Raw genomic sequence first — 18,377 nt, forward strand, 5'->3', positions numbered from 1 at the left:
AGGGAGGACGTCCATGACGAGCATCAACGGGCAGCCGATTTCCGCTGCCCGCCCGGTTATCGGGGAAGAAGAGATCGAGGCCGCGGTGCGCGTACTGCGCAGTGGTCGCGTGGTTCAGGGCCCGGAGGTCGCGGCCTTCGAGGACGGCTTCTCCGAATTGGTCGACGGCCGCCACTGCGTCGCCGTCAACTCCGGTACCTCCGCTCTGCACATGCTTCTGCTCGCCCTCGGTATCGGTCCGGGCGACGAAGTGATCGTGCCGTCCTTCTCCTTCGCCGCCTCCGCCAACGCGGTCCGGCTGGTCGGCGCCGACGTGGTGTTCGCCGACATCGAGCCCGACAGTTACGGTCTGGACCCGGCCGCCGTCGAAGCAGCTGTCACACCGCGCACGGCCGCCATCATGCCGGTGCACCTCTACGGTCACCCGGCGGCCATGGACAAGCTGCTGCCCATCGCGCAGAAGCACAAGCTCGCAGTGGTCGAAGACGCGTGCCAGGCGCACGCCGCGGCGCTGAACGGCACCTCCGTCGGGGCGTTCGGCGAAGGCGGAGCGTTCAGTTTCTACCCGACGAAGAACATGCACTCCCTCGAGGGTGGCATGGTCACCACGGCGGATGCCGAACTCGCCCGCACTCTGCGCCTCCTGCGCAACCAGGGCATGGAACAGCGGTACGCCAACGAGATCGTCGGTGCCAACATGCGTATGACGGACGTGGCCGCGGCCGTCGGCCGCGTACAGCTCACCAAGGTCGGTGGGTGGACCGAGCAGCGCCGCGCCAACGCCGCGTACCTCGACGCGCACATCACCGCCCCCTGCGTGACGACGCCGACGGTCGCCGAGGGCGCCCGCCACGTCTACCACCAGTACACGATCCGGGTGCGGGGCGACCGTGAGGCCGCGATGGCCGCGCTCACCGGGGCGGGCGTCGGCAACGCCGTCTACTACCCGACTCCGATCCACCGGCTGAAGCCGTACTGGGAGCCGGACCAGAAGGCCGGCCGGAACTGGGACCTGCCCGAGACCGAGCGGGCGGCGGCCGAGGTCGTCTCACTCCCCGTCCACCCGTCGCTCGACGAGGGCGACCTCGCGCGCATCGCCGACGCGGTGAACGCCCTGGGGGAGGGGCTGTGACCGCCGTGTTGAGAGCCGGCCTCATCGGTCTCGGTTCCATGGGGCGCAACCACGCCCGGGTCCTCGCAGGGCTGGAAGGCGTGAAGCTGGTCGGTGTCGTCGACCCGATGGGCGACAGGAACGGCTGGGCCCAGGGCGCACCGGTCCTGTCGTCCGTGGACGACCTCCTCGCGCTCGGCATCGACTACGCGGTCGTGGCCTGCCCGACCGCCCTGCACGAGGAAGTCGGTCTCCAGCTGGCCGACGCAGGTGTCTGCGCCCTCATCGAGAAGCCGCTGGCCGACACCGTCGAGGGCGCCCGCCGCCTCGTCGAGGCCTTCGAGTCACGCGGTCTCGTGGCCGGTGTCGGCCACATCGAGCGCTGCAACCCGGCCCTGAGGTCACTGCGCAGTCGGTTGGAGAGCGGCGAACTCGGCGACGTCTTCCAGGTCGTCACCCGCCGCCAGGGGCCCTTCCCTCACCGCATCGCCGACGTCGGTGTGGTCAAGGACCTGGCCACGCACGACATCGACCTGACGGGCTGGGTGACCGGCCAGGCGTACGCCTCGATCGCGGCCCACACCGTCTCCAAGTCCGGCCGTCCGCACGAGGACATGGTCTCGGCGGTGGGCCAGCTCTGCGACGGCACCATGGTCAACCACCTGGTCAACTGGCTGAGCCCGCTCAAGGAGCGCTTCACCTCGGTCACCGGCGAGCGCGGCTGCTACATCGCCGACACACTCACGGCCGACCTGACGTTCCACTCGAACGCGGCGGTGACCACCGAGTGGGAGGCGCTGCGGGCATTCCGAGGCGTCTCCGAGGGCGACATGATCCGTTACGCGATCCCGAAGCGTGAGCCGCTGCTGGTCGAGCACGAGCTCTTCAGGGACGCCGTGCTGGGCGAGTCGGCCGATATCTGCACATTGCGGCAGGGGCTGCGTACCGTTGAGGTAGCAGCTTCCGTACTGGAATCGGCCCGGGTCGGCCGAACGGTTGTTCTTGAGACAGGAGAGCCCGCTCATCATGGCGGTTGACAATACGGTGGTGGGGGCAGCGCAGCGCAGCTCCCGTGGCAAGATCGTCATGCTGGTCGACAACGGCGTGAACGGTGACTCGCGTGTCCAGAAGGAAGCGCGTTCCGCGGCCGCGGCCGGCTGGGACGTGGTCCTGCTCGGCAAGTCCCCGACGAAGAGGGAGCAGTTCTGGCAGCTGGGTGATGCCCAGGTGCGGCTGCTGCACGTTCCGACTCCCATGCACCGCAGGCGGCATGAATACCGCCGCGCCGTGCTGAGGTCTCCTCTCGCCTACAGGCCCGGCCCGCTGGCCGCGTACCGCAAGCAGCGGATGAAGGCGTGGCGGGCCGAACTGAACATCCGGCTCATCCAGGCGGGCCAGCGGCGATCGGCCGTCGGGAAGCTCAAGCTGATGCCCCCTCGGATCCTGGCACGGGTGATGAGCAGGTGGGTCGGCCTGCGTGCGAAGCAGACAAGCGCCCTGGAGCGGCGCCGCAAGGACATGGTGTCCCCGCTGGACCGCTTCACCACGGCCTTCTGGCTGCGCACGATGGGAGACAGGGCCTGGCGTCGGCTCGACCCGGCCCTGTGGGACATGGAGCTCGCGTACGGCAAGGTCATCGATGCCCTGGAGCCCGACCTGATCCACGCCAACGACTTCCGGATGCTCGGTGTGGGCGCGCGGGCCAAGCTGCGGGCCGGGGCCAGGGGCCGCTCGGTCAAGCTCGTCTGGGACGCCCACGAGTACCTGCCGGGCATCAAGCCGTGGAATCCGCACCCGAGGTGGCACGTCGCGCAGTGCGCGTACGAGCGTGAGTTCTCGCAGTACGCCGACGCCGTGACGACGGTCTCCGAGACCCTCGCCGACATGCTGGCCGACCGGCACGGTCTCAAGGCCAAGCCCGAGGTCGTGCTGAACGCACCGGACGCGGAGGTCTCGCCCGAAGAGGCCGCCGAGCCCGTGCCGGACCTGCGCGAGCTGTGCGGGATCGGGGCGGACGTCCCGCTGACCGTCTACAGCGGTTCCGCCGCCCCGCAGCGCGGGCTCGACATCATGGTCGAGTCGTTGCCCCAACTGCCGGGTACGCACGTCGTGTTCGTCGTGCTCAAGCCCACGTCGGACTACATGACCGGGCTGTCGGCGCGGGCCCTGGAGCTCGGTGTGTCGGACCGGATGCACATCCTTCCGTATGTGCCGCACTACCAGGTTGCCCCGTTCCTGGCCTCGGCGGACGCGGGCGTGATTCCGATCCACCACTGGCCGAACCACGAGATCGCCCTGATCACCAAGTTCTTCGAGTACTCGCATGCTCGGCTCCCGTTCGTCGTCAGCGATGTCAAGACGATGGGTGAGATGGTCGCGCAGACCGGGCAGGGCGAAGTGTTCAAGGCCGAGGACGTGGCGGACTATGTCCGAGCCGTCAAGGCCGTACTCGCCGACCCCAAGAAGTACCGCGACGTCTACGACTCCCAGGGACTTCTCGACACGTGGACCTGGGAGTCGCAGGCGGAGGTGCTCGACGGCGTCTACACCCGCGTGCTCGGTGGCCGGACCCGCAGCAGGAGTGCCGTGTCGGTCGCGCAGGTGGTGGCATGAGCGGCAGACCCGATGCCACTGTGGTCGTGGCCGTCTACAACACGATGCCCTATCTGACGGAGTGTCTGAACTCTCTCGTCCGCCAGAGCATCGGCCTCGACCGCCTGGAGGTCGTGGCGGTCGACGACGGATCGACGGACGGCAGCAGCGAGGAACTCGACCGGTTCGCCGAGCGTTACCCCGGCACGGTCAAGGTCATTCATCAGGCCAACTCGGGCGGACCCGCGGCGCCCAGCAACAGGGCCCTGGATCTGGCCACCGGCCGGTTCGTCTACTTCATAGGTTCCGACGACTACCTGGGCGAGGAAGCCCTGGAGCGGATGGTGGCCTACGCGGACGAGCACGGATCCGACGTGGTCATCGGCAAGATGGTCGGCACCAACGGCCGGTACGTGCACCAGAAGCTCTACAAGGAGAACAACCCGGACGTCAGCCTTTTCCGGTCAAGTCTGCCTTTCACCCTGGCAAACACCAAGCTCTTCCGCCGCGAGTTGGTCGAGAAGCACGGGCTGCGCTTTCCGGAGGATCTGCCGGTCGGCAGCGATCAGCCGTTCACCATCGAGGCGTGTGTCCGGGCCCGGAAGATCTCCGTTCTCTCGGACTACACCTTCTACTACGCGGTGAAGCGCGGCGATGCCAGCAACATCACCTACCGGGCCGATCATCTGTCCAGGCTGCGTTGCACCGCCGCGATCATGAGGCATGTGGCCTCGCTCGTGGAGGCGGGTCCCGACCGGGACGCCCTCTTCGAACGGCACTTCACATGGGAGCTCTCCAAGCTCATCCAGGGCGACTTCCCCGCTCTCGACCCCGTCACCCGGCGACAGGTGTGCGAGGGGATCGCCGACCTCGCGGACGCGTACCTCACCGACGAACTCCGGGATTCCCTGGACGTCAAGCGCCGGGTGCGGATCTGCCTCGCGCAGGCGGGTGCCGTCGACGAGCTGGTCAGGGCCATCACGGAGCAGGCGGAGCACGGAGCCCCGCCCTTCCACCTGGAGGCCGGCCGGGCCTTCGCGCTGTACCCGGGTTTCCGTGAGGAGGCTCTTGGGCTTCCCGACCGTGTCTACGAACTGGTCGGGGAGATCGTGCCGGGGCGTCTCGCACAGGGCACGGAGCTCGTCGCTGCGGACTGGGACCAGGACGGCGACGACCTGTTCCTGGTGGTCACGGCCAGGGTCGGTGTCCTCGGTGACACCGCTTCCCTGACCGTTCGCCTGGCGAAGGGGGCCATGCCCAAGAGCGCGGACAGGCCGGGTGCGCGTCCGCTGCCGTCCGGTCATGAACGCTCCGCTGCGGTGGGGGAGTTCAGCCGCGTCCCGACCGGCGACGGCCGGGCGACGACGGTACGCGCCGGGATCCCCGTCCGTGCCGTGAAGGCGAAGCTGGGCGTCCGTGTCTATGTGGACGTGGCAGGTTCGACGTACGAGATCCCGGTGAAGACCGGCGACAGGCCGCTGCCCCTGGCCCGCCGCTGGCGCCAGGCGGTCCCGTACAGGGCATCGGCGAACCGGAACACCAAGGGCCGGCTGGTGATCACGACAGCGCCCCTGTGGGAGAGCCGGTCCGGTGCGGGCATGGGGCTGCGCCCCATGCTGTCCAAGCTGAAGAGGAAAGTAATCCGATGAACATCTGTGTAGTCGCGCTCGGCAAGATCGGCCTTCCCCTGGCCGTGCAGTTCGCGGCCAGGGGCCACACGGTCGTGGGCGCGGACGTCAACGAGAAGGTCGTCGAGCTGGTCAACGCGGCCACCGAGCCGTTCCCCGGTGAGCACGACCTGGACGTCAAGCTCAAGGAGACCGTGGGCGCGGGCCTCCTCTCCGCGACCACGGACACCACGGCCGCGGTCGCCGCGTCCGACGCCGTCGTGGTCGTCGTGCCGCTCTTCGTGGACGCCGACGGCACGCCGGACTTCGGCTGGATGGACGCGGCGACGAAGTCGATCGCCGCAGGTCTGAAGCCGGGCACCCTCGTCAGCTACGAGACCACCCTGCCCGTCGGCACCACCCGTACCCGCTGGGCGCCCATGCTCGCCGAGGGCTCCGGCCTGACCCCGGGTGTGGACTTCCACCTCGTCTTTTCCCCGGAGCGGGTGCTGACCGGCCGTGTCTTCGCCGACCTGCGCCGCTACCCCAAGCTCGTCGGGGGTATCGACGAGGCCTCCACCCGGCGCGGTCTGGAGTTCTACGAGACCGTGCTCGACTTCGACGACCGCGAGGACCTGCCGCGTCCGAACGGCGTCTGGGACCTCGGCACGGCGGAGGCCTCCGAGCTCGCCAAGCTCGCCGAGACCACCTACCGCGATGTCAACATCGGGCTGGCCAACCAGTTCGCCCGGTTCGCCGACAAGAACGACATCGACGTCAAGAAGGTCATCGAGGCCTGCAACAGCCAGCCCTACAGCCACATCCACCAGCCGGGCATCGCCGTGGGCGGCCACTGCATCCCGATCTACCCGAGGATGTACCTGTGGAACGACCCCGAGGCCACCGTCGTGCGCTCAGCGCGTGAGGCCAACGCCGCGATGCCCGAGTACGCCGTCGACCTGCTGGCCGCCGCCTACGGCGACCTCGACGGCGCCGGGGTCCTGGTGCTGGGCGCCGCCTATCGGGGCGGGGTCAAGGAAACCGCCTTCTCCGGCGTCTACGGGGTGGTCGAGGCGCTGAGGGCGCGCGGCGCGGTGCCGTTCGTGTCGGACCCGATGTACACCTCCGGCGAACTGGCCGCGCACGGCTTCGTGCCGCACGAGGGCCAGACGGTCACCGCCGCGATCCTCCAGGCCGACCACGCGGAGTACCGGGCACTGGCCGCCGCCGATCTGCCGGACGTCCGTGTGCTGGTCGACGGCCGGCGCACGACGGACCCGGCCAGGTGGGAGGGCGTGCGCCGGGTGGTCATCGGCGGCTGAGGGCATCGGGACGGACGCACCGGTCCGTACAGACGTGCGGGTCTGTGCGGACCGGGCCGGTGCGTCCGTGCGGGCCAGGGGTGTCAGACGGCGCGTTCCGTGAGGACGCCGTCGGTCTCGTCGTGCAGGGCGCCCGTCTGCGGGCACTCCCAGACACCGGGGGCGCCCGGGCGCTCGACGAGCTTGACCCCGCTGCGGCCCACCCAGCCGATCCGGCGGGCCGGCACGCCCACGACCAGGCCGAAGTCGGGGACGTCCTTGGTCACCACCGCGCCGGCGGCCACCATGGCCCACCGGCCGATGTGCACCGGGGCGACGCACACGGACCGTGCGCCGAGCGAGGCGCCCTCGGCGACCTTCACGCCGACGGCCTCCCAGTCGTCGCCGCGCTTCTGCTTGCCCTCGGGGTCGACCGAGCGCGGGTTGTGGTCGTTGGTGAGGACCACGGCCGGGCCGACGAAGACGCCGTCGCCGAGCTCGGCAGGCTCGTACACCAGGGCGTAGTTCTGCAGCTTGACGTTGTTCCCGATCCGCACACCGGAGCCCACGTACGCACCACGCCCCACCACGCAGCCCTCACCGAGCGTGGCTCCCTCGCGGATCTGCGCGAGCTCCCAGATGCTGCTCCCGTCGCCGATCTCGGCACGGTCGTCCACCTGGGCTGTGGGCTGGACTCTGTAGGTCACTTGCGGCACCTTTCGGGAGCGGATCAGGCAAGAGCATACGATCGATCCCGAGCGGGGCAGGAACCCGGTTTGACCCCCCGCAGCCCGCCCCGTAATCTTGACCCTCGGCGTGTTTCTGTGCGCCTACCCCCTGAGCACATCCCTCCCGGTGATCCGTCCCCGGGGGAGGCCGCTCATCCTTCCGGACTGTCGTGGGCCTCGGCCCGCGCGGGCGGCTGGCATCAGGGGATCCGTTCCGAGTGAGAGAGAGATCCGCGTGTACGCCATCGTGCGCAGCGGTGGTCGCCAGCACAAGGTTGCTGTCGGCGACATCGTTGAGGTTGACAAGATTTCCACCGCCCAGGTTGGCGACACGGTCGAGCTCTCGACCCTGCTCGTTGTCGACGGCGACGCCGTGACCAGCGACCCCTGGGTCCTGGACGGCATCAAGGTCCAGGCCGAGATCGTGGACCACCACAAGGGCGCGAAGATCGACATCCTTCGCTACAAGAACAAGACGGGTTACCGCCGTCGCCAGGGTCACCGCCAGCAGTACACGGCGATCAAGGTCACCGGTATCCCCGCGGCTGCGAAGTAAGGGACTGAGGAGACATGGCACACAAGAAGGGCGCATCGTCCACTCGGAACGGGCGCGATTCCAATTCCCAGCGGCTCGGCGTGAAGCGCTTCGGCGGTCAGGCCGTGAACGCCGGTGAGATCCTGGTCCGCCAGCGCGGCACCCACTTCCACCCGGGCACGGGCGTCGGCCGTGGCGGCGACGACACGCTGTTCGCGCTTGCCGCCGGTGCGGTGGAGTTCGGTACGCACCGTGGCCGCAAGGTCGTGAACATCGTTCCCGTCGCCGCCTGATTTTCCTGGCTGCGACGAGCGACACAGCACCTTCCGAGGGCGGATCTCAGCTTTCCCGGTAACCGGGGAAGCGGGTCCGCCCTCGGCGCGTTACGTCAAGAGACATTCCCGTATTTTTCCGCAGTACCTGGAGGAACCACCATGACCACCTTCGTGGACCGCGTCGAGCTGCATGCCGCCGCGGGTAACGGAGGCCACGGCGTGGCCTCCGTGCACCGTGAGAAGTTCAAGCCGCTGGGCGGTCCCGACGGGGGCAACGGCGGGCGTGGCGGCGATGTGATCCTCGTCGTCGAGCAGGCCGTCACCACGCTGCTCGACTATCACCACCACCCTCACCGCAAGGCCACGAACGGCCAGCCCGGTGCAGGTGACAACCGCTCGGGCAAGGACGGCCAGGACCTCGTGCTGCCCGTGCCCGACGGCACCGTCGTCCTCGACAAGGCCGGCAACGTCCTTGCCGACCTGGTCGGTCAGGGCACCACCTTCATCGCGGGCCAGGGCGGCCGCGGCGGCCTGGGCAACGCGGCGCTGGCATCCGCCCGCCGCAAGGCGCCCGGCTTCGCGCTGCTCGGTGAGCCGGGGGAGAGCCGGGACATCGTCCTGGAGCTCAAGACCGTCGCCGACGTCGCGCTCGTGGGCTACCCGAGCGCCGGCAAGTCCTCGCTGATCTCGGTGCTTTCGGCCGCCAAGCCGAAGATCGCGGACTACCCCTTCACGACCCTCGTCCCCAACCTGGGCGTCGTCACCGCGGGCTCGACCGTCTACACCATCGCGGACGTCCCGGGGCTCATCCCGGGCGCCAGTGAGGGCAAGGGCCTCGGCCTCGAGTTCCTGCGGCACGTCGAGCGCTGCTCCGTCCTGGTGCACGTCCTGGACACCGCGACCCTGGAGTCCGACCGCGACCCGGTCTCCGACCTCGACATGATCGAGGAGGAACTGCGGCTGTACGGCGGCCTCGAGAACCGCCCGCGCATCGTCGCCCTCAACAAGGTCGACATCCCGGACGGCCAGGACCTCGCCGACATGATCCGCCCCGACCTGGAGGAGCGCGGCTACCGCGTCTTCGAGGTCTCGGCCATCGCGCACAAGGGGCTCAACGACCTCTCGTACGCCCTTGCCGGGATCATCGCCGAGGCGCGCGCCAGCAAGCCGAAGGAGGAGTCGACCCGGGTCGTCATCCGTCCCAAGGCCGTCGACGACGCGGGCTTCACCGTGACCGTCGAGGAGGACGGCATCTATCGCGTGCGCGGCGAGAAGCCCGAGCGCTGGATCCGCCAGACCGACTTCAACAACGACGAGGCCGTCGGCTACCTCGCGGACCGGCTCAACCGGCTCGGTGTCGAGGACGAGCTGCGCAAGGCGGGTGCCCGGGCCGGCGACGGTGTGGCCATCGGAGCGGAGGACAACGCGGTCGTCTTCGACTGGGAGCCGACCATGGCGGCGGGCGCCGAGATGCTCGGACGCCGTGGCGAGGACCACCGGCTGGAGGCCCCGCGGCCTGCCGCGCAGCGTCGTCGCGAGCGTGAGTCGGAGAGGGACGACTCGCAGCGCGAGTACGACGAGTTCGACCCCTTCTAGGCCTTCGCCCTCTGCGGGGCTTCGGGGCTTCGGGACGGGTGCCTCCGCGCGGCGCGGGGGCACCCCGGATTCACGGAAAACGGCCAGGTAGTGGCAGGTTCGGCGGCCGGCGATGTGCCGATTGGGTAACGCGTCTGTGGAGTCTGTCACTCCGGTGAGGTGCCCCGGAGGATCAATCTCCCTGGCCAGACGGTGAACTGCGGGTTTCCCAGGGGTGAGCGTCGGTAAACGTCCGTCTTGCGGGACGGTCACGGAGAGTGCGACCATCACACTGTTCCCCTTGTCATCGTAAGGTAGGTCGTCTGTGTCCGTGCCGCATGAAGCCAAGCCCCGCACCACAGCGGTCGTACTCGCCGGTGGGACCGGACAGCGGGTGGGACTGTCGATCCCCAAGCAGTTGCTGAAGATCGCCGGTAAGGCAGTCATCGAGCACACGCTGACACTCTTCGAGAACGCCGAGAGCATCGACGACGTCATCGTGCTGATGGCGCCCGGCTTCGTGCCCGACGTCGAGAAGATCGTGGCCAAGGCCGGGATGACCAAGGTCATCAAGGTCATCGAAGGCGGCAACACCCGCAACGAGACCACCGAGCGCGCCATCGCGGCCCTCGGCGAGGGGCTCGCGGAGGGCGAGGACCGCAACGTCCTCTTCCACGACGCGGTCCGTCCGCTTCTGTCACAGCGGGTCATCAAGGACTGCGTCGACGCCCTCGACCGCTACCAGGCCGTCGACGTCGCCATCCCGTCCGCCGACACGATCATCGTGACCCGGACCCATGGCGAGGACGGCGAGTTCATCACCGACGTCCCGGACCGGTCCCGGCTGCGCCGCGGCCAGACCCCGCAGGCCTTCAAGCTGTCCACGATCCGCAAGGCGTACGAGGTCGCGGCCGGCGACCCGAACTTCCAGGCCACCGACGACTGTTCGGTCGTCCTGCGGTACCTCCCCGACGTGCCGATCTATGTGGTCGCGGGCGACGAGTACAACATGAAGGTGACCCAGCCGGTCGACGTCTTCATCACCGACAAGCTCTTCCAGCTGGCCTCCACCGCGGCCCCCCGTCAGGCCGACGAGGCCGCCTACCGTGATCTGCTCTCGGGCAAGACCCTGGTCGTCTTCGGCGGTTCGTACGGCATCGGCGCCGACATCGCCACGATCGCCGAGCAGTACGGCGCCAGCGTGTACGCGCTGGGCCGCTCCACCACCGGCACGCACGTCGAGAACCCGGAGCACGTCGAGGACGCGCTGTCCAAGGCCTACGCCGAGACCGGCCGCATCGACTACGTGATCAACACCGCGGGCGTGCTGCGCATCGGCAAGCTGGCCGAGACGGACACGACGACGATCCAGGAAGCCCTGAACGTCAACTACCTCGCGCCCGTGCAGATCGCCCGCGCCGCGTACAAGTACCTGGCGGAGACCCAGGGGCAGCTGCTGCTCTACACCTCCAGCAGCTACACCCGGGGCCGCGCCGAGTACAGCCTCTACTCCTCCACCAAGGCCGCGATGGTGAACCTCACCCAGGCGCTGGCCGACGAGTGGGCGAGCGAGGGGATCAGGGTCAACTGTGTGAACCCGGAGCGCACCGCGACCCCCATGCGGACCAAGGCGTTCGGCCAGGAGCCGGAGGGCTCGCTGCTCTCCTCCGAGGCGGTGGCACGCACCTCGCTGGACGTCCTCCTGTCGGCGATGACGGGGCATGTCATCGACGTACGGCAGCAGGACCCGACGCGTGACGTCTCCGAAGCTTCGGGATTCGAGCAGGCGCTGGCCTCGATTCTGGACCGTCAAGAAGATGTGTAATAATTCTTGACAAATGAACTTTTACGGGCCTCTGGGTTCACCTTTTGGTGGAACCAGAGGCCCGAGTGCGTGAAGTCGGATCTCCACATTTCCTTCTCATACGTGAAATAATCGGCACCCCCTGGAGCAGGTCCTTCGTGATTTCGACAGCCATTCGCCTGGCCCGTGTGGGCAGCCGGTCAGAATTGTTGGCGGCCATGCTGATGATGCTGGGGTATCCCTGCGTCATGATCGCCGGTCTTCTGCCCGACATCTGGTTCTTCGCGGCGGCCACGGCTGTCACGTACCTCGCGGACTGGTATCTGCACCAGCGCGGCAGCTATCTGATCAACCGGCTCGGCAAGGTGCGAGCGGGGCTGTCCATCCGCTTCCTGCTCCGCCAGCTGATGGTGCTGCTCCTGCTGGCCAGGATGGACGCCGCCGAGGAGCCGCTGTTCTACGCGGCGGTCGCCTGCTTCCTCGTCTTCTACGGTCTGCAGGCCCCGCACGGCGCGCTGACGACGCTGATCCGGCTGCGCCGCAGCCTGCCGATCGTCACCCGGAACGTGGACCTGCACGCCGTCCGCATCCCCGACGCGCCGCCGCGCGCACTGCTGCACCGTGCCAGCGAGAAGATGCTCCACCTCGACCTCCCGGCGGTGGCGGGTGTCCTGCTCGCCGTCGGCACGGGTGAGGACGTCATCGGCTACATCGGTGCCGGGCTGACGCTGCTCCTGGCCGTCGGTTACAACGCCCTGCTCGCGCCGTACCTGCGCCGGAGCCGTCGGGCCCCGGCCGTCCCCGCGGTGCTCGACGCCCTGGACGTCTGGCTGCGTGAGTACCGGCCGACGGTCGTGCTCTACTTCTCCGGCTCCAGCGAGTCCGCCTACCAGGGCAACATGTGGCTCGACACCATGGCCGCCGTCGAGGGACGCCCGCTGATCATCATGCGTGAGCGCAATCTCGTCCCGCAGCTCGCCGACACCTCCGTGCCCGTGATCTGCGTGCCCGGCGGCACCCACCTGATGAACATGGATCTCTCCACCGTCCGGGTGTGCCTGTACCCGGCCAACGTCGGCAAGAACATCCACATGCTGCGCGTCCCGACCGCGAAGCACGTCTTCATCGGCCATGGCGACAGCGACAAGCTGGCCAGCGTCAACCCGTACTCCAAGGTGTACGACGAGGTGTGGACCGCGGGCAGGGCCGGCCGCGACCGCTACGCCCTGGCCGACGTCGGTGTGCGTGACGAGGACATCGTCGAGGTCGGGCGCCCGCAGCTGGCGCCCATCGAGAGCTGGACCGGCACCACGAAGAACCCCGTCCCGACCGTGCTGTACGCCCCGACCTGGGAGGGCTGGGACGACAACCCGGGCAACACCTCGCTGCTGCTGGCCGGCGAGAACATCATCCGCCGGCTGCTGAAGGCGGAGAACCCGGTCCGGGTCATCTACAAGCCGCACCCCTTCACCGGGATCCGCAGCGCCAAGGCCAAGGCCGTGGACGCCCGGATCCAGGCCATGATCGTCAAGGCCACGGAGGCCCGTGCCACCGACCCGCGCTGGGCGCAGGAGGCCTCGGCGGCGGCAGCGGGGCAGAGCGAGGCCACTGCCGAGCTCGCCCGCGTCGAGGCCCGTCTGGCGGAACTGGCGAAGCCCGGCCGCGCCGGCGGGGACGAGTCGGAGGAGTCCAGGGTCTCGCTCGCCGACCCGGCTCGCCAGGCCGAGATCGCCACCCTGCGGAGCCGGTGGAACGACGCCTACTGGGGTTCCTTCGGCTGGTGGGAGCACCGGACGGTGACCGGCTCCGAGCCGAAGCTGTACGACTGCTTCAACCAGTCCGACGCCATGGTCTCGGACATCTCCAGCGTGGTCTCCGACTTCATCGCGAGCGGCAAGCCGTACGCCGTCACCGACTCGGCCCAGCTCGGCGAGGAGGAGTTCAAGCGTCAGAACACCGCCGTACGGGCGGCCGTCATCCTCCCCAACAGCGCGGAGGGCATCGACGAGCTCCTGCGTGCGGTCGCCGATCCGGCGGCCGACCCGCTGGCCGAGGACCGTCACGAGCTGAAGAGCTACCTGCTGGGGCCGGACGAGCCCACCTCGATGGAGCAGTTCAACGCCGCGGTCCGTGCCCTGGCGGCCAAGGCCGAGGCCCGCAACACAGGCGTCGCACAGCGGGTGGGCGAGCAGGCCGCCGTCCCGCGTCCCGACCCCGAGGCCGCGTCCAGCGGTGCGGGGAACGGGGCGGCCGAGGTGGTCGCGGAGGCCGAGGCGGCCGCCGATCCGGACGCACCTGAGGCGCCGGACGCCGACGCGGAGGTGGGCGCGGGCCCCTCGTCGATCCGCTGACACGGGCGCCCCCCGGGGCGCTGACGACCGGCTGTCATCCGGTTGTCATGCAGTTGTTCGAAATCCACCCCATTAAGACGCAACCTACGAAACGGTCCGTACATCTCCTCTCTTGTGGAGGGGAACGTACGGACCGTTCGGCGTGTCCGTGCAGAGAACGGGGCACATGTCGTCGTTCTATCGTTTCTCCTGACTAATGCGTGTATACGTGAACCGGGGAGAGATGAGCAGCACCGCACCAGATGTGACCGTCATCATCGGCGCCTACGAGGCCATGCCGTACCTGATCCGCTGCCTGGACTCCGTCGAGGCGCAGACGCTTCCTGCCGGACGCATGGAGATCGTGGCCGTCGACGACGGGTCGACCGACGGCACAGGGGAGTACCTGGAGGAGTTCGCCGCCAGGACCGCCATCGACATGCGTGTGGTCCACCAGGAGAACTCCGGTGGGCCCAGCGGGCCCCGCAATGTCGGGCTCGGACTCGCCCGCGGCCGGTACGTCTTCTTCCTCGACGCGGACGACTACTTCGGCGAAGAGGCCCTGGAACGGATGGTCGCGATGGGCGACCGGGCCGGCACGGACGTGGTGCTGGGGAAGGTCGTCGGCGTCAACCGCGGGGCTGCCAAGTCGATGTGGAAGGAGACCGTCGAGCGCGCCGATCTCTTCTCCTCCAACATCAAATTCACCCTGAGTGCCCAGAAGCTGTTCCGGCGGGATCTCCTGGTGCGGCTCGGCATGAAGTTCGACGAGGACCTCAGGACGGGGGAGGACGCGCTCTTCACCATGGAGGCGTATCTGCGGGGCAGCGGCGTCTCCGTCGTGGCCGACCACACCTGCTACTACCTCGTGGGCAGGGAGGACGGCAAACACATGACGAAGAGCGGCACCTACCGGCTGCGCTTCGATTCGGCCAGGGCGCTCATGGGGCTGATCGCCACGCACGTCCCACCGGGGCCGAAGCGGGACGTCCTGATGGTCCGGCCGTTCGTCATCACCCTGCTGCCGCAGTTCGGGCCGTCCCTGTTGCGGCAGTCCGCCGCGGTGCGGAAGAAGAAGATGGAGCTGGCGGCGCCCCTGATGAAGGCCTACTGGTCACCCGGTGTGGCCCGTCGCCTCAAGGTCCACGAGCGGCTCAGGCTGGTCTGCGTCTCGCAGGGCAGACTCGACCTGCTCCTGGACATCGTGCAGTTCATCAAGGACAAGAAGAAGCCGCGGGTGGTGCGCAAGGGCGTCAGGGGCCGCCTGTACCTGGCGTACCCCCACTTCGGGGACAGCACTCAGCTGCCTCTGGCGGCGTACGAACTGACCGTGACCGAGTGGATCGGCCGCAAGCGCATCGACGCTCCGGAGCATCAGTCCACTGCCGCCGTCCTGCGGCGACTGGCGGGCAGGGCGCGTAGATCGGCCCGGGCCGCCGGACTGCATGTGCCGCGCCGTACCCACAAGGTCTGAGACGGCGGGCGTGAGGCGGCAGTGGACATGGCCCCTACTGGTCAGGGCGCAGCAGCCTGCGCACCGGACGTCCCACCACGCGCCGGGCGCGCCGGTAGGCCGAAGGCCACGCGGCCGTCGCCTGGCCGCCTGCCTGCAGTTTGATGCTGACAGGACCGGCCTTCTTCTCGAGCTGGCCGCGCAGCAGGGCGTTCTCCGCGGACAGCTCCTCCATCCGGCTCTGCATCCAGCTGAAACGGCTGCTCAGCGAGTCGGGGTCGGTCTCGGTCCACGGGCGTACGGCCGGCGGAAGGGTGAGCTTGGCCATCTTGGCGTCGAACGCCTTGCCGCTGTCTCCGTGGTGGAAGGTGTTCTCCAGGCCGTTCCGCTCCATGAAGCCGGTGAAACGGAGAAAACGTTCCTTGTGACCGTTCACCAGTTCGCTGAAGTCCGCCGACTCGTAGAGCTCCGCGGGGTCGATGTTCTTGGGTGTCTCGGAGATCTTGCGGTGCGGAATGCCGAAGTAGCGGCAGAGCTCCAGGGTCCGGGAGTCGCTGCAGAGCACGGTGCTGGGGACGCCCGCCAGGAGCGCCGCGATGTTCCCGTGGATGCGTGAGCCGAACGAGAAGTCGAACGCGCGTAGCTCGTCGATCCAGGTGGCCGGGTCGACGTAGAGACGGACCTTGCCCTCGCGGTACATCGGGTGGGACGGATGGGTCGGCATCGAGGTCTGGGCGCCGATCCGGTTCGACGTCTCCCGCCAGTGGAGCAGCTGTGCCTCCAGGAGGTTCTGCCCGACGAACCGCAGATTCGGATAGCGCTCGTGTGCCTGCCGGATGATGGCGTCGAGGCCGTGCGAACGAACGGCACTGTGTGACCCGTTCACCGAGATGAGGGATTCGGCGGTGAGCGACTCGGTCCTCTTCTCGACCGTGAACGTCTCGCCGCCCATGAACATGGAGGGGCAGCCGATGACCTCGACGTCGCGGAAGCCCATGCCCTTCAGGTACTGCTCGGTGAACTCACCCCGCACACCGATGGAGGCGCTGCGGTTGAGCACCTCGGTGACGAACTCCCTGACGGTCGGCTCCATCGCCTTCAGCCGGGACGCGTCGTACTTGAGGTCGGCCTGCGCGCCGACACCGAGGACGACGACGGGGATGCGCAGCTTCTTGATCAGCTGTGTCATCCGCTTGAGGGGACGCTCGAACGTCGGCCGGAAGGCATTCGCCAGCGGCACGACGAATACGTCGAACTCCTCGTTTATGCGGGCGGCCGCCCGCGGATCCGTCCGGATGCCGTTGGAGAAGACCTCCGCACGCGGAGTCGTAAGAAGCTTGTGTGCCGCATCGCTGAAGATCAGATTGCCCGCGTTGGTCGCGAAGACATCTCTGTCGAGGGACTGTTCGAGCGAAGCCACATCGAAGGGGCTTTTGCCCGATCTGAGGAGAATGCGCCTCTGGCGGGTCAGTTCATCTGTCACGCAATAGAGGGTAGCCCCCATGAACGGCGGGTGGAGATTGAGTAAATGGCCTATTCCGGGGCATGTCGAAGCGCCGCCGGAAGCCATCGGTCCGCGTAATGGCGTCGTAGTGGCGTCCACCCGCTGACAGCAGCTGAGACGGCACGATGCGGGACCCGGCCCCTCGCGTAGATTGAGGAAAACCGAGCAGGACGACGTGATGGGGACGGGCGTACGTGTCAGGGGCAAGGGAATCCGAAGGCGCGGCGGCGGAACGCGGGGACGCGCCCGGCACAACCGCGGGGGACGGGGCCCGCGCGTCCGGGTCCGCCGGGTCCGCCGAGGGTGGCTCGGGGTACAGGCCGGGTGTGACCGATGCCCGCCGCATCGTGGTCAAGGTCGGCTCGTCCTCGCTCACCACAGCGGCGGGGGGCCTCGACGCCGACCGGGTCGACGCGCTCGTCGATGTGCTGGCCAAGGTCAGGAGCGGCGGGGAGCGTGAGATCGTCCTCGTCTCCAGCGGCGCCATCGCGGCAGGCCTCGCACCCCTCGGGCTCGTGCGCAGGCCCAAGGACCTGGCCAGGCAGCAGGCCGCTGCCAGCGTCGGCCAGGGGCTGCTCGTCGCCCGCTACACCGCTTCCTTCGCCCGCTACGCCGTTCGGGTCGGGCAGGTGCTGCTGACGTCCGACGACACCAGCAGGCGCGCCCACTACCGCAACGCCTACAGCACGCTCGACCAGCTCCTGGAGATGGGCGCGTTCCCCGTCGTCAACGAGAACGACACGGTGGCCACGGACGAGATCCGGTTCGGGGACAACGACCGGCTCGCCGCCCTCGTCGCCCATCTGGTCCACGCCGACCTCCTCGTGCTCCTGTCCGACGTGGACGGCCTCTACGACGGGGACCCGAGCAGGCCGGGCACCTCCCGCATCGCCGAGGTGACCGGGGAGGCCGATCTGGAGGGCGTCACCATCGGCAGCGCGGGGAAGGCGGGTGTCGGCACCGGAGGCATGGTGACCAAGGTCGAGGCGGCCCGGATCGCCACCGCCGCCGGCATCCCGGTCGTCCTCACGTCGGCGAGCCATGTCGCCGACGCTCTCGCGGGGCGCGACACCGGCACGTACTTCCACCGCACCGGGCGCCGCTCGGCCGACCGGCTGCTCTGGCTGGCCCATGCCTCGACCCCGCAGGGCGCGCTCACGCTCGACGACGGGGCGGTGCGCGCGATCGTCGACCGCCGTACGTCCTTGCTGCCCGCGGGGATCTCCGCGGTCGAGGGCGAGTTCTCCGCGGGGGACCCGGTCGAGCTGCGCGACCCCGCCGGCCGGGCCGTCGCTCGGGGTCTCGTCAATTTCGACGCGAAGGAGATCCCCCAGCTGCTGGGCCGGTCGACCCGCGACCTCGCGCGCGAGCTGGGCCCCGCCTACGAACGGGAAGTCGTACACAGGGACGATCTCGTCGTCCTCACGCCCCGCCCGGCCCCCTGAAACGGCTGAAAGTCCAGCCTTCGGGCGGAGACCTTCACGAAAACCGCCCCACACCCGCCCCCGGACTGGTCAACTTTGTCGTGGGGGTATCTGGGGTATCCGAGCGAAAGACCCTTG

Annotated in this window: 14 protein-coding genes; 12 read left to right on the forward strand and 2 right to left on the reverse strand. The window is 68.8% G+C overall.

Annotated elements, in window-relative coordinates; all coding sequences use genetic code 11:
• Positions 1–13: 13 nt before the first annotated feature.
• From OG623_RS23905 to OG623_RS23925, 5 genes are read left to right on the forward strand one after another with little or no spacing between them, the layout of a single operon-like run.
• Positions 14–1,132 (forward strand): DegT/DnrJ/EryC1/StrS family aminotransferase, encoded by a 1,119-nt coding sequence (locus tag OG623_RS23905; RefSeq protein ID WP_406149140.1) that lies wholly within the window; start codon positions 14–16, stop codon positions 1,130–1,132.
• A complete protein-coding gene (locus OG623_RS23910) occupies positions 1,129–2,148 on the forward strand; it encodes a Gfo/Idh/MocA family protein (protein WP_406149142.1) in 1,020 nt (339 codons plus the stop codon). Before OG623_RS23905 ends, OG623_RS23910 begins: the two co-directional genes overlap by 4 nt.
• Positions 2,138–3,724: a glycosyltransferase family 4 protein gene (locus OG623_RS23915; protein ID WP_406149143.1), complete on the forward strand. Its 1,587-nt coding sequence runs from the start codon at positions 2,138–2,140 to the stop codon at positions 3,722–3,724. The genes OG623_RS23910 and OG623_RS23915 overlap by 11 nt, the downstream gene beginning before the upstream one ends.
• Positions 3,721–5,352 (forward strand): glycosyltransferase family 2 protein, encoded by a 1,632-nt coding sequence (locus OG623_RS23920; protein WP_406149145.1) that lies wholly within the window; start codon positions 3,721–3,723, stop codon positions 5,350–5,352. Before OG623_RS23915 ends, OG623_RS23920 begins: the two co-directional genes overlap by 4 nt.
• A complete protein-coding gene (locus tag OG623_RS23925; RefSeq protein ID WP_406149147.1) occupies positions 5,349–6,632 on the forward strand; it encodes a nucleotide sugar dehydrogenase in 1,284 nt (427 codons plus the stop codon). Before OG623_RS23920 ends, OG623_RS23925 begins: the two co-directional genes overlap by 4 nt.
• Positions 6,633–6,715: 83 nt before the next feature.
• Here the strand turns inward: OG623_RS23925 and OG623_RS23930 are convergent, their stop codons facing one another.
• The gene (locus tag OG623_RS23930; RefSeq protein WP_406149148.1) at positions 6,716–7,318 is read right to left on the reverse strand and encodes an acyltransferase; all 603 of its coding nucleotides are present in this window, start codon (positions 7,316–7,318) and stop codon (positions 6,716–6,718) included.
• Positions 7,319–7,574: 256 nt separating this feature from the next.
• Here OG623_RS23930 and rplU point away from each other — a divergent pair, with 256 nt between their 5' ends.
• The 6 genes from rplU (at position 7,575) to OG623_RS23960 (ending at position 15,332) form a co-directional block, all read left to right on the forward strand.
• A complete protein-coding gene (gene rplU / locus OG623_RS23935; RefSeq protein ID WP_389194597.1) occupies positions 7,575–7,895 on the forward strand; it encodes a 50S ribosomal protein L21 in 321 nt (106 codons plus the stop codon).
• Between the two features lie 14 nt (positions 7,896–7,909).
• Positions 7,910–8,167 carry a 50S ribosomal protein L27 gene (rpmA, locus tag OG623_RS23940; RefSeq protein WP_362887659.1) on the forward strand — a complete coding sequence of 86 codons (258 nt, stop codon included), beginning with the start codon at positions 7,910–7,912 and terminating at the stop codon, positions 8,165–8,167.
• A gap of 141 nt (positions 8,168–8,308) precedes the next feature.
• Positions 8,309–9,745, forward strand: coding sequence for a GTPase ObgE (obgE, locus tag OG623_RS23945; RefSeq protein ID WP_406149149.1), 1,437 nt, complete (start codon positions 8,309–8,311; stop codon positions 9,743–9,745).
• 304 nt (positions 9,746–10,049) lie between these two features.
• Positions 10,050–11,549 carry a D-ribitol-5-phosphate cytidylyltransferase gene (locus OG623_RS23950; protein WP_406149150.1) on the forward strand — a complete coding sequence of 500 codons (1,500 nt, stop codon included), beginning with the start codon at positions 10,050–10,052 and terminating at the stop codon, positions 11,547–11,549.
• A 197-nt stretch (positions 11,550–11,746) separates the two neighbouring features.
• The gene (locus tag OG623_RS23955) at positions 11,747–13,879 is read left to right on the forward strand and encodes a hypothetical protein (RefSeq protein WP_406151975.1); all 2,133 of its coding nucleotides are present in this window, start codon (positions 11,747–11,749) and stop codon (positions 13,877–13,879) included.
• A gap of 223 nt (positions 13,880–14,102) precedes the next feature.
• Positions 14,103–15,332, forward strand: coding sequence for a glycosyltransferase family 2 protein (locus tag OG623_RS23960; protein WP_406149151.1), 1,230 nt, complete (start codon positions 14,103–14,105; stop codon positions 15,330–15,332).
• A 34-nt stretch (positions 15,333–15,366) separates the two neighbouring features.
• Here OG623_RS23960 and OG623_RS23965 read toward each other — a convergent pair whose 3' ends face one another.
• Complete coding sequence (locus OG623_RS23965; protein WP_406149152.1) at positions 15,367–16,794, reverse strand: polysaccharide pyruvyl transferase family protein; 1,428 nt, start codon at positions 16,792–16,794, stop codon at positions 15,367–15,369.
• A 347-nt stretch (positions 16,795–17,141) separates the two neighbouring features.
• Between OG623_RS23965 and proB the strand changes: the two genes are divergently transcribed.
• A complete protein-coding gene (gene proB / locus OG623_RS23970; protein WP_406149153.1) occupies positions 17,142–18,260 on the forward strand; it encodes a glutamate 5-kinase in 1,119 nt (372 codons plus the stop codon).
• Positions 18,261–18,377: the final 117 nt, after the last annotated feature.

The sequence above is a fragment of the Streptomyces sp. NBC_01012 genome (assembly GCF_045162755.1).
GTDB lineage: Bacteria > Actinomycetota > Actinomycetes > Streptomycetales > Streptomycetaceae > Streptomyces.